Annotated in this window: 1 protein-coding gene; it reads right to left on the bottom strand. The window is 58.2% G+C overall.

From position 1 onward, the window contains the following. Positions 1-220, bottom strand: a 220-nt coding sequence (locus ACW9IN_RS30195) for a PAS domain-containing protein (protein ID WP_457369255.1), incomplete at both ends; no start/stop codon positions are given.

Below are 220 nucleotides of genomic sequence, written 5' to 3'. Positions count from 1 at the left end.
AAAGTACTCCAGCCATACCGAGTCTTGCCAGGTGTCCTCATGGGGCGATTCAACCCAGGCGATCAACTCGCTGCCCTGCAGTTCACTCTCGGAACAACCGAGCATGCGGGTGATCGCCGGATTGGCAAAGCGGATGCGGCCATCGCTGCCCACCACCAGGATGCCTTCGGCGGTATTGTTCAGGATCGACGCGTTGAAAGAACGCTCCTGTTCCAGTTGT

Source organism: Pseudomonas sp. SDO5271_S396, from assembly GCF_054071795.1.
This window is presented reverse-complemented; position numbering and strand designations above follow the sequence as displayed.